9 protein-coding genes (1 of these 9 only partly in view) are annotated in these 9,267 nt (G+C 63.1%); 7 read left to right on the top strand and 2 right to left on the bottom strand.

The window, feature by feature from the left end; genetic code table 11:
• On the bottom strand, positions 1-1,069 hold the 5' portion of the coding sequence (locus tag ACMGF8_RS08685) for an aspartate aminotransferase family protein (RefSeq protein WP_416759286.1). It extends 281 nt beyond the left edge of the window; only the first 1,069 of its 1,350 coding nucleotides appear in the window; its start codon is at positions 1,067-1,069; its stop codon lies off the left edge, out of view.
• Between the two features lie 124 nt (positions 1,070-1,193).
• Between ACMGF8_RS08685 and ACMGF8_RS08680 the strand changes: the two genes are divergently transcribed.
• From ACMGF8_RS08680 to ACMGF8_RS08655, 6 genes are all read left to right on the top strand, one after another.
• Positions 1,194-2,114 (top strand): LysR family transcriptional regulator, encoded by a 921-nt coding sequence (locus ACMGF8_RS08680; protein ID WP_102863048.1) that lies wholly within the window; start codon positions 1,194-1,196, stop codon positions 2,112-2,114.
• A gap of 377 nt (positions 2,115-2,491) precedes the next feature.
• Entirely contained in the window at positions 2,492-3,160 is a 669-nt protein-coding gene (locus tag ACMGF8_RS08675) for a TetR/AcrR family transcriptional regulator (protein WP_102863047.1), read from the top strand.
• A 5-nt stretch (positions 3,161-3,165) separates the two neighbouring features.
• Positions 3,166-3,747 carry an IMPACT family protein gene (locus ACMGF8_RS08670; protein ID WP_102863046.1) on the top strand — a complete coding sequence of 194 codons (582 nt, stop codon included), beginning with the start codon at positions 3,166-3,168 and terminating at the stop codon, positions 3,745-3,747.
• A gap of 531 nt (positions 3,748-4,278) precedes the next feature.
• Positions 4,279-5,844 (top strand): ABC transporter ATP-binding protein, encoded by a 1,566-nt coding sequence (locus tag ACMGF8_RS08665; protein ID WP_416759282.1) that lies wholly within the window; start codon positions 4,279-4,281, stop codon positions 5,842-5,844.
• An 11-nt stretch (positions 5,845-5,855) separates the two neighbouring features.
• Positions 5,856-6,962: an ABC transporter permease gene (locus ACMGF8_RS08660; RefSeq protein WP_102863044.1), complete on the top strand. Its 1,107-nt coding sequence runs from the start codon at positions 5,856-5,858 to the stop codon at positions 6,960-6,962.
• Complete coding sequence (locus tag ACMGF8_RS08655) at positions 6,962-7,888, top strand: ABC transporter permease (protein WP_207167023.1); 927 nt, start codon at positions 6,962-6,964, stop codon at positions 7,886-7,888. Before ACMGF8_RS08660 ends, ACMGF8_RS08655 begins: the two co-directional genes overlap by 1 nt.
• Here ACMGF8_RS08655 and ACMGF8_RS08650 read toward each other — a convergent pair.
• Positions 7,885-8,322, bottom strand: a complete 438-nt coding sequence (locus ACMGF8_RS08650; RefSeq protein ID WP_102863042.1) for a hypothetical protein — start codon at positions 8,320-8,322, stop codon at positions 7,885-7,887. The two genes, ACMGF8_RS08655 and ACMGF8_RS08650, sit on opposite strands and share 4 nt — an antisense overlap.
• 185 nt (positions 8,323-8,507) lie before the next feature.
• On the opposite strand from ACMGF8_RS08650, the gene ACMGF8_RS08645 reads away from it, so the two are divergent.
• Entirely contained in the window at positions 8,508-9,191 is a 684-nt protein-coding gene (locus ACMGF8_RS08645) for an SDR family oxidoreductase (RefSeq protein ID WP_102863041.1), read from the top strand.
• Positions 9,192-9,267: the final 76 nt, after the last annotated feature.

The raw sequence follows: 9,267 nt of genomic DNA, 5'->3' as shown, positions 1-9,267 counted from the left end.
CAGCCACGCTCTGCACCAGGTTTTCCTTCTGCAACAGATCCAGTGCCGCCAGACCCGCAGCGCACGCCACCGGGTGCGCCGAATAGGTGTAGCCGTGGGGGAATTCCACGGCGTACTCGGGCGTCGCCTGGTTCATGAAGGTCTGATAGATCTCGGAGCTGGCAATCACCGCGCCCATGGGAATGGCGCCGTTGGTGACCTGCTTGGCCACACACATCAGATCCGGGGTTACGCCGAAGCTGTCGGCGCCGAACATCGCCCCCGTACGACCGAAGCCTGTGATCACTTCGTCGAACACCAGCAGGATGTTGTGCTGATCACAGATTTCCCGCAGACGCTTGAGATAACCCTGTGGCGGCACCAGTACGCCAGCCGAGCCAGCCATCGGCTCGACGAAGACCGCAGCGATATTGGAAGCATCGTGCAGTTCGATCAGCTTCAGCAGCTCATCGGCCAGGGCAATACCGCCCTGCTCCGGCATGCCACGGGAAAACGCGTTACTGGCCAGCAGAGTGTGCGGCAGGTGGTCCACATCCATCATTGCCTGGCCGAACAGTTTACGGTTGCCGTTGACCCCGCCCAGACTGGTGCCGGCGATGTTCACACCGTGATAGCCACGGGCACGGCCAATCATCTTGGTCTTGGTCGACTGGCCTTTCAGGCGCCAGTAGGCACGCACCATCTTCACTGCGGTATCAGCGCACTCGGAGCCGGAGTCGGTGAAGAACACATGGTTCAGGTTGCCCGGAGTCAGGTCGGTGATTTTTTCCGCCAGTTGAAACGACAGCGGGTGACCGTATTGGAAGCCTGGGGAGTAATCCAGGGTGCCCAGTTGCTTGGATACCGCTTCCTGGATCTCTTTGCGCGAGTGACCGGCGCCGCAGGTCCACAGACCGGACAGCGAGTCATAGACCTTGCGGCCCTTGTCATCCACCAGCCAGCTGCCCTCGGCGCCGACGATCAGGCGCGGGTCGCGTTGGAAGTTGCGATTGGCGGTGTAGGGCATCCAGTGAGCGTCAAGCTTGAGCTGACTGGCCAAAGATGGAATCGCGGTTTCCGGCATGTTCATGAGCAAAACCTCGCAAGGCAATGAAGCGGCGTAGGAATAAAAGCGTTGTTGCGACTAAGTTGCCACGGCTATAAAGTCGGTGAAATCCAACTTTAATAACCTTCAGTCTGGCATCCACTAAACTATGAGCAGCCGTCGCGCCGACCCGCTGGCGCAAGTCAGCGACTTTGATATCCGCCTGCTGCGGATCTTTCGCAGTGTTGTGGAATGCGGTGGTTTCTCCGCCGCAGAGACCGTGCTCGGCATCGGCCGCTCGGCCATCAGCCAACAGATGAGTGATCTGGAGCAACGGGTCGGCCTGCGCCTGTGCCAACGCGGACGCGCCGGCTTTTCCCTCACCGAAGAAGGCCGCGAGGTCTATCAGTCGAGCCTGCAACTGCTCAGCGCCCTGGAGAGTTTCCGCACCGAGGTCAACGGCCTGCACCGCCACCTGCGGGGCGAGTTGATCATCGGCCTCACCGACAACCTGGTGACACTGCCCCACATGCGCATCACCCACGCCCTGGCGCAATTGAAGGAGCGCGGCCCGGACGTGCAGATCCAGATCCGCATGATCGCCCCCAACGAAGTCGAGCAAGGGGTACTCGACGGTCGCCTGCACGTCGGCGTGGTGCCCCAGGCCAGCGCCCTGTCTGGATTGGAGTATCAGCCGCTGTATGACGAACGTTCGTTGCTGTACTGCGCGGTGGGCCATCCCCTGTTTTACGTGGACGACAAGCAACTGGACGATCAGCGTCTCAATGACCAGGACGCCATTGCCCCGACCTTCCGCCTGCCCGCGGAAATCCAGGCCCACTATCAAGCATTGAACTGCACCGCCAGCGCATCCGACCGCGAAGGCATGGCCTTCCTGATCCTCACCGGACGCTATATCGGCTACCTCCCTGACCACTACGCCACCCTCTGGGTGCAGCAAGGCCGGTTGCGCGCGCTCAAGCCCAAGTCGCGCTTCTATGACCTGAGCCTGGCATCGGTCACACGCAAGGGCCGGCGCCCCCACCTGGTGCTGGAAAGCTTCCTGGAGAGCCTGGCGGCGACCCGCTGAAAACCGGCAAAGCCCGCGTAAAGCCCCGTACTCGCAAGGCCGTATCGACAACCAGAGAAAATGACCTGAGCACCTGGACAGCTTTTTTGCAAAGACCTCGGCACCTAGAACCTTCAGCCCGAGCTCCACGCCCTTCAGCCAGATGCTTCCCGCTGCAGTGAACTGATCCACGGACTCAACGACCGCCGCCCCCCCTGGCAGCCCTGTTGATGCGCCTGCTGCCGGACGGTAAAAGCCTGCCAAACGACATAAATCCGGCGCCGGAAAATCACTGCCTGAAGGCCCGCTGAAGCTTTTGTCGCGCCAAGGCTTGTCTGATCAACCTGGGTGCGCTATCAACGCACAGGTTGCACCCACAGACTTGCTCGGAAACCTCCATGACCTTTGAAGTCCCCGCCCACAGCACTCCTCACCCAGGCAAACCCGCCAGCCGCATTCGGCAGAAGAATGAAGAGGCCATCATCCAGGCCGCCGAGGACGAGTTCGCCCGTCACGGCTTCAAAGGCACCAGCATGAACACCATCGCGCAGAAGGCCGGCCTGCCCAAAGCCAACCTGCACTACTACTTCACCAACAAACTGGGGCTGTACATCGCGGTGCTGAGCAACATCCTCGAACTCTGGGACAGCACCTTCAACACCCTCACCGCCGAGGATGACCCGGCCGAGGCCCTGACCCGCTACATCCGCGCCAAGATGGAATTTTCCCGTCGCCAGCCACAGGCCTCGCGGATCTTCGCCATGGAAATCATCAGTGGCGGCGAATGCCTGAGCGAATACTTCAGCCAGGACTACCGCGCCTGGTTCCAAGGCCGGGCCAATGTGTTCCAGGCCTGGATCGACGCCGGCAAGATGGACCCGGTTGACCCAGTGCACCTGATCTTCCTGCTTTGGGGCAGCACCCAGCACTACGCCGACTTCGCCACCCAGATCTGCCGCGTCACCGGCCGCAGCCGCCTGACCAAGCAGGATTTCGAAGAGGCCGGCACCAACCTGATCCGTATCATCCTCAAAGGCTGTGGCCTGACTCCCGCCCAGAAAGACTGACGCTCATGCCCTTTACCCTGGCCGGCCTTTGCGAGTACCGCGAAGAGATTCGCAAAAGCCGCTTCATCACCTTTGCCGCGCCCATCACCAGCGCGGTCGAGGCCCAAGCCTTCATCCAGCAATACAGTGACCTCAACGCCTCCCACAATTGCTGGGCGTGGAAGCTGGCCGATCAGTACCGCAGCAACGACGACGGCGAACCCGGCGGCACCGCCGGACGGCCGATCCTCGCGGCCATCGAGGCCCAGGATTGCGATCAGGTAGCCGTGCTGGTGATCCGCTGGTACGGCGGCATCCAGCTGGGCACTGGTGGCCTGGCCCGGGCTTACGGCGGCGGTGCCAACAAATGCCTGCAAGGCGCCGAGCGCATCGCCCTGGTCAACCGCGTACCGCTGCGCTGCGCCTGCAGTTTCAGCGAGCTGGCCCTGGTCAAGTTGCGGATCGCCGAACTGGGCGGGTTGCTGGTAGAGGAAGACTTCACCGCCAATGGCGTGGAGTTGCAACTCGCCCTGGGCGAAGAGCAGATCGATACCCTGCAACAGCAGTTGGCCGACCTCAGCCGCGGACGCATCCTCTTGCAGCGCTGAGCGCACCAACCCGGCCCGAGCACCTTGTGCATAACCCGGCAGAGCCTCCCGCAGTTGCCCACATCTGCTGTGCACCCGACTGTGGATAACCTGAGCACATAACGCTGTAACCCTTCTGTAACGTGGCTTTGCGGGCTTTGTTCATTTTTTGCCCAAAGTTCCTCCAATGGACTTTTTTGCAACGTAAAACAGTAAGTTAGAGTGGTTTATCGCGGTTGGAAGGCAAGGCTGCCGGGCTTATGCCCAAGTTCCAGGCTTGCACACAAATACTGTGGAGCAAGCTGTGGATAACCCGTGCAAGGCTGCTCCAGCCGCTGACTGCACAGGGCCTGCAGGCCACTGGTCATTTTTTGCTCAGTTTGCCGCGGACAAAAACAGAGCCCTTTCAAACACTTTGCCCCGAAGTGGTGCCCGGTTTCCGCCTCCTCCAACAGTTCAAGGGGCACTCCAGGGCGGCGCCTGAGCTTTCCTGACCTACTGGCCAGGAAATTGCTTTATCCACAGCAACAACTCCAATCCCCCGAGCCCGTCATGCCAAATTCCGCTGTGCCCATCGCACAAACTCCGCGCCTGCAACTGCGCCAGATCAGCAAGCGCTATCCCGGTTGCCTGGCCAACGACGCCATCGACCTGAGCATCGCTCCAGGTGAAATCCAGGCCCTGCTCGGCGAGAACGGCGCCGGCAAAAGCACCTTGATGAAGATCATCTACGGGGTGATCCAGGCCGACTCGGGGGAGTTGATCTGGCAAGGCCGGCGTCAGCTCATCAGCAGCCCGGCCCAGGCTCGCGGCCTGGGAATCGGCATGGTGTTCCAGCATTTCTCATTGTTCGAAACCCTCAGCGTCGCGCAAAACATTGCCCTGGCCATGGGCGCGGCGGCCGGCACGCCGGGCCAGCTGGAAGGCAAGATCCGCGAAGTGTCCCAGCGTTATGGCATGCCCCTGGAACCCCAGCGCCTGGTGCACAGCCTGTCCATCGGCGAGCGTCAACGAGTGGAGATCGTGCGCTGCCTGATGCAGGACATCCGCCTGTTGATCCTCGACGAACCCACCTCAGTGCTGACCCCGCAAGAGGCCGAAGAACTGTTCGTCACCCTGCGCCGGCTGGCGGCCGAGGGCTGCAGCATCCTGTTCATCAGCCACAAGCTCGCCGAAGTCCGCGCGCTGTGCCACAGCGCCACAGTACTGCGGGGCGGCCGGGTGGCCGGTCACTGTCGGCCGGCCGAATGCTCGAACCAGGAACTGGCGCGACTGATGGTGGGTGACACGGCGGCCCTGCTCGCCGACTACCCCAAGGTCAGCGGCGCTACCGAATTCCTGCACATCCGCGAGTTGAGCTGGCACAACCCCGATCCCTTCGGCTGCTCCCTCAAGGCCATCGACCTGAGCCTGCGCAGTGGCGAAATCGTCGGTATCGCCGGGGTCGCCGGCAATGGCCAGGACGAACTGCTGGCCCTGCTCAGCGGCGAGCAACGCCTGGCTCCCGGTGAGGCCCAACGCATCTGCCTGGCCGGCCAGGCCGTCGGCCATCTCTACCCCGATGCAAGACGCCGAAAGGGGCTGGCCTTCGTCCCCGCCGAACGCCTGGGGCAAGGTGCAGTGCCGGAACTGAGCCTGGAAGACAACGCGCTGCTCAGCGCCTTTCAACAAGGACTGGTCCGCAATGGCCTGATTCAAAGAGCCAAGGTCCGCGCCCTGGCCGAGACAATCATCCAGCGCTTCGGGGTCAAGACCGGTGATGCCCAGAGCCCGGCCCGCAGCCTGTCCGGCGGCAATCTGCAGAAATTCATCCTCGGCCGCGAGATCCTCCAGCAACCGCGCTTGCTGATCGCCGCGCACCCGACCTGGGGCGTCGACGTGGGTGCCGCTGCCACCATTCACCGGGCACTGATCGCCCTGCGCGATGCCGGCGCGGCGATCCTGGTGATCTCCGAAGACCTGGATGAACTGCTGCAGATCAGCGATCGCATTGCCGCCCTGTGCGGTGGTCGTCTCTCGACGCCCAAAGCCTGCGCCGACACCTCATTGGTCGAAGTCGGCGCCTGGATGGCCGGCCACTTCGAAGCCGTCCCCTACACCCCCGCCCCGGCGGTTTAACGGAGTCGTCCATGCTGCTTTCACTCGAACCTCGCGGCCGCCAGTCGCGCCTGATGCTCTGGTGTTCCCCTCTTCTGGCCGCGCTGCTGACCCTGAGCTGTGGTGCCCTGCTGTTCATGGCCCTGGGGCATGACCCGCTGCTGACCCTGCACACCCTGCTGATCGCCCCGGTCAGCGACCTGTACGGCGTCTCGGAACTGCTGGTCAAGGCGCTGCCGATCCTGCTCTGCGCCCTGGGCCTGGCAGTGGCCTACCGGGCCCGCATCTGGAACATCGGCGCTGAAGGCCAATTGCTGCTCGGGGCCCTGGCCGGCAGCGCCCTGGCGGTCAACCTCATCGAATTGCAAAGTCGCTGGGCGCTGGTACTGATCCTGCTCACCGGCACCCTGGCCGGCGCCGCCTGGGCCGGGCTCACGGCCTGGTTGCGCACGCGCTTCAACGCCAACGAAATCCTCACCAGCATCATGCTCAACTACATCGCCCTGAACCTGTTGCTGTATTGCGTACACGGCCCATTGAAGGACCCCGCCGGGTTCAACTTCCCCGAGTCGGCGATGTTCGGCGACGCCAGCCGCCTGCCACAGTTGATGGAAGACGGTCGGGTCCACGCCGGGGTGTATTTCGCCCTGCTGGCCCTGGTGGCAGTCTGGGTACTGCTGCAGAAAAGCTTCGTCGGTTTCCAGATCAAGGTCCTCGGGCTGGACCGGCGCGCCGCGGGTTTCGTCGGCTTTCGCCAGCAGCGCCTGATCTGGCTGGCGCTATTGATCAGCGGCGCCCTGGCTGGGTTGGCCGGGGTCTGTGAAGTCACCGGGCCCATCGGCCAACTGGTGCCGCAGGTCTCCCCCGGCTACGGCTATGCGGCGATCACCGTGGCCTTTCTCGGGCGCCTGAACCCCATTGGCATCCTGTTCTCCAGCCTGCTCATGGCCCTGCTGTACATCGGTGGCGAAAGCGCGCAGATGAGCCTCAACCTGCCCCAGGCCATTACCCAGTTGTTCCAGGGCATGATGCTGTTCTTCCTCCTGGCCTGTGACGTACTGATTCTCTATCGGCCGCGCCTGAACCTGCGCTGGGCACGCCGCGACACGCCCCTCAGCGCAACCGCCGGAGCCCTGTAATGGATATCGATCTGCTGAGCAATATTCTCTACGCCATGGTGCGCTGCGGCACGCCCTTGCTGCTGGTGGCCCTGGGGGAACTGATCTGTGAAAAGAGCGGCGTCCTCAACCTCGGCCAGGAAGGCATGATGCTGTTCGGCGCGGTGATAGGTTTTATCGTCGCCCTCAACAGCGGCCATTTGTGGCTTGGCGTGCTGCTGGCAATGGCGGCGGGAATGCTGCTCTCGGCGCTGTTTGCCCTGGTGGCCCTGGCGTTCAATGCCAATCAGGTGGCTACCGGGCTGGCGTTGACTATCTTCGGGGTCGGCTTGTCGAGCTTTGTCGGCGCGGCCTGGGTCGGCAAGCCACTGGCCGGGTTCGAACCGCTGGCACTGCCATTGCTCAGCGACATCCCGCTGATCGGCCGCATGCTGTTTGCCCAGGATCTGCTGGTGTACTTGTCCTTCGCGCTGTTCGCCCTGGTGGCCTGGGTGCTCCTCAAGAGCCGGGTTGGCCTGATCATCCAGGCCGTCGGCGAAAACCCCGACGCCGCCAGCGCCATGGGCCTGCCGGTGCTGCGGGTGCGCACGCTCGCGGTGCTGTTCGGCGGTGCCATGGCCGGGTTGGCCGGGGCCTACCTGTCCCTGGCCTACACCCCGATGTGGGCCGAGAACATGAGCGCCGGCCGCGGCTGGATTGCCCTAGCCCTGGTGGTGTTCGCCAGTTGGCGCGTGTGGCGACTGTTGCTCGGCGCCTACCTGTTCGGCCTGGCGAGCATCCTGCATCTGGTGGCCCAGGGCCTGGGGCTGGCGATACCCTCCAACCTGCTGGCGATGCTGCCCTATGCCGCCACCATCCTGGTGCTGGTGCTGCTATCGCGCGACGCCTTGCGCACCCGTTTGTACGCACCGGTATCCCTGGGGCAGCCTTGGCAGGCGGGGCATTAAATGACCGGCGCACGCCCGGCTGGAGCCAGCTTGCCTACGTCGCCTTTGACCGGCAGCAACTGCGCCACGCACCAGGCCAGTTCGAAAACCAGGAACACCGCGATCAATGCGGTGGCGCCGTGCATCAGGGCGTACCCCTGCCAAGTGGCAAACAGGAGGCGCCCCACCGCGTCATAACGGCCAAACGCCTGCTGCGGATCACGAATCCGCAGCACCGACCATACGCAGACAATCGACCCCATGAGGTTGGCCATCAGCAGGTGCATCGGCTCGAACGGAGGCAGGCTACCGGGCAGATTGAAGGCCTGGGCCGCGCCCTGCAGCAACTCGTGCAAGGCCATGAAACTCCAGGGGGTGACAAAGGCCAGCGTCACCAGCAAGTCGTACCAGCCGCTGGCGCGGACCAATTTTCGGTAGTGTTCGGTCGTCCACATAGGAAGTGCTCCATCAACTCAAGGAGCGCGCAGGCTAAAGCCTGGAGTATGCTCCAGGGTCAAGCCCTTTCGAGCCCCATGCAAGTGCATCGGAGAACTGGGCCAGTTGCGCCACGAGCTGCAACTGCGGCTGGGACAAGCCTGTCCATTGAATCCGTGATCCTCATTTATCAAGGAACCTCATCATGTCCACGGCAAAAACCGCACTGATCATCGGCGCCTCCCGGGGCCTGGGCCTCGGCCTGGTACAACGCCTGCTGGAAGACGGCTGGCAAGTCACCGCCACCGTGCGCAACCCGCACAAGGCCGAAGCCCTGCAGGCACTGGGCAAGGTGCAGATCGAACAACTGGACATGGACGATCAGCAAGCGGTGATCGCCCTGAGCCAGAAACTCAAGGACCAGGTGTTCGACCTGCTGTTCGTCAATGCCGGGGTCAAGGGCCCGGACAACCAACTGCCGGGCCACGCGACCCTGGCCGAAGTCGGCCAGCTGTTCTTCACCAACGCGGTGGCGCCGATCAACCTGGCCCAGCGCTTTGTCGGGCAGATCCGCAAGGACAGCGGCGTGCTGGCGTTCATGAGTTCGGTGCTGGGCAGCGTGACCATGCCGGACGCTCCGGAGCTGGCGCTGTACAAGGCCAGCAAGGCGGCGCTGAACTCCATGACCAACAGCTTCGTCACCCAGCTGCAACAGAAGCTGACCGTGCTCTCGCTGCACCCGGGCTGGGTAAAGACCGACATGGGCGGTGAAGGCGCCGACATCGACGTGCAAACCAGCACCCGTGGGCTGATCGCCCAGATCAACGCCTACACCGGCAAGGGCGGCCATCACTTCGTCAACTACAAGGGCGAAACCATCCCCTGGTAAGCCCGCAATCTCTGTAACCGATGCCCCTGGCAGCGCTTGCACAGCGCTGCCAAGGCTCTGCAACGGGGGGCAAACC

It is taken from the genome of Pseudomonas sp. BNK-7 (assembly GCF_048072025.1).
Taxonomy (GTDB): domain Bacteria; phylum Pseudomonadota; class Gammaproteobacteria; order Pseudomonadales; family Pseudomonadaceae; genus Aquipseudomonas; species Aquipseudomonas danubii.
The sequence above is the reverse complement of the archived record's forward strand: the minus strand, read 5'-3'. Positions and strand labels throughout refer to the sequence as shown.

Coding starts and splice junctions, on each gene's coding strand:
- ACMGF8_RS08680 (WP_102863048.1), top strand. CDS start 1,194: ATGAGCAGCCGTCGCGCCGACCCGCTGGCGCAAGTCAGCGACTTTGAT.
- ACMGF8_RS08675 (WP_102863047.1), top strand. CDS start 2,492: ATGACCTTTGAAGTCCCCGCCCACAGCACTCCTCACCCAGGCAAACCC.
- ACMGF8_RS08670 (WP_102863046.1), top strand. CDS start 3,166: ATGCCCTTTACCCTGGCCGGCCTTTGCGAGTACCGCGAAGAGATTCGC.
- ACMGF8_RS08665 (WP_416759282.1), top strand. CDS start 4,279: ATGCCAAATTCCGCTGTGCCCATCGCACAAACTCCGCGCCTGCAACTG.
- ACMGF8_RS08660 (WP_102863044.1), top strand. CDS start 5,856: ATGCTGCTTTCACTCGAACCTCGCGGCCGCCAGTCGCGCCTGATGCTC.
- ACMGF8_RS08655 (WP_207167023.1), top strand. CDS start 6,962: ATGGATATCGATCTGCTGAGCAATATTCTCTACGCCATGGTGCGCTGC.
- ACMGF8_RS08650 (WP_102863042.1), bottom strand. CDS start 8,322: ATGTGGACGACCGAACACTACCGAAAATTGGTCCGCGCCAGCGGCTGG.
- ACMGF8_RS08645 (WP_102863041.1), top strand. CDS start 8,508: ATGTCCACGGCAAAAACCGCACTGATCATCGGCGCCTCCCGGGGCCTG.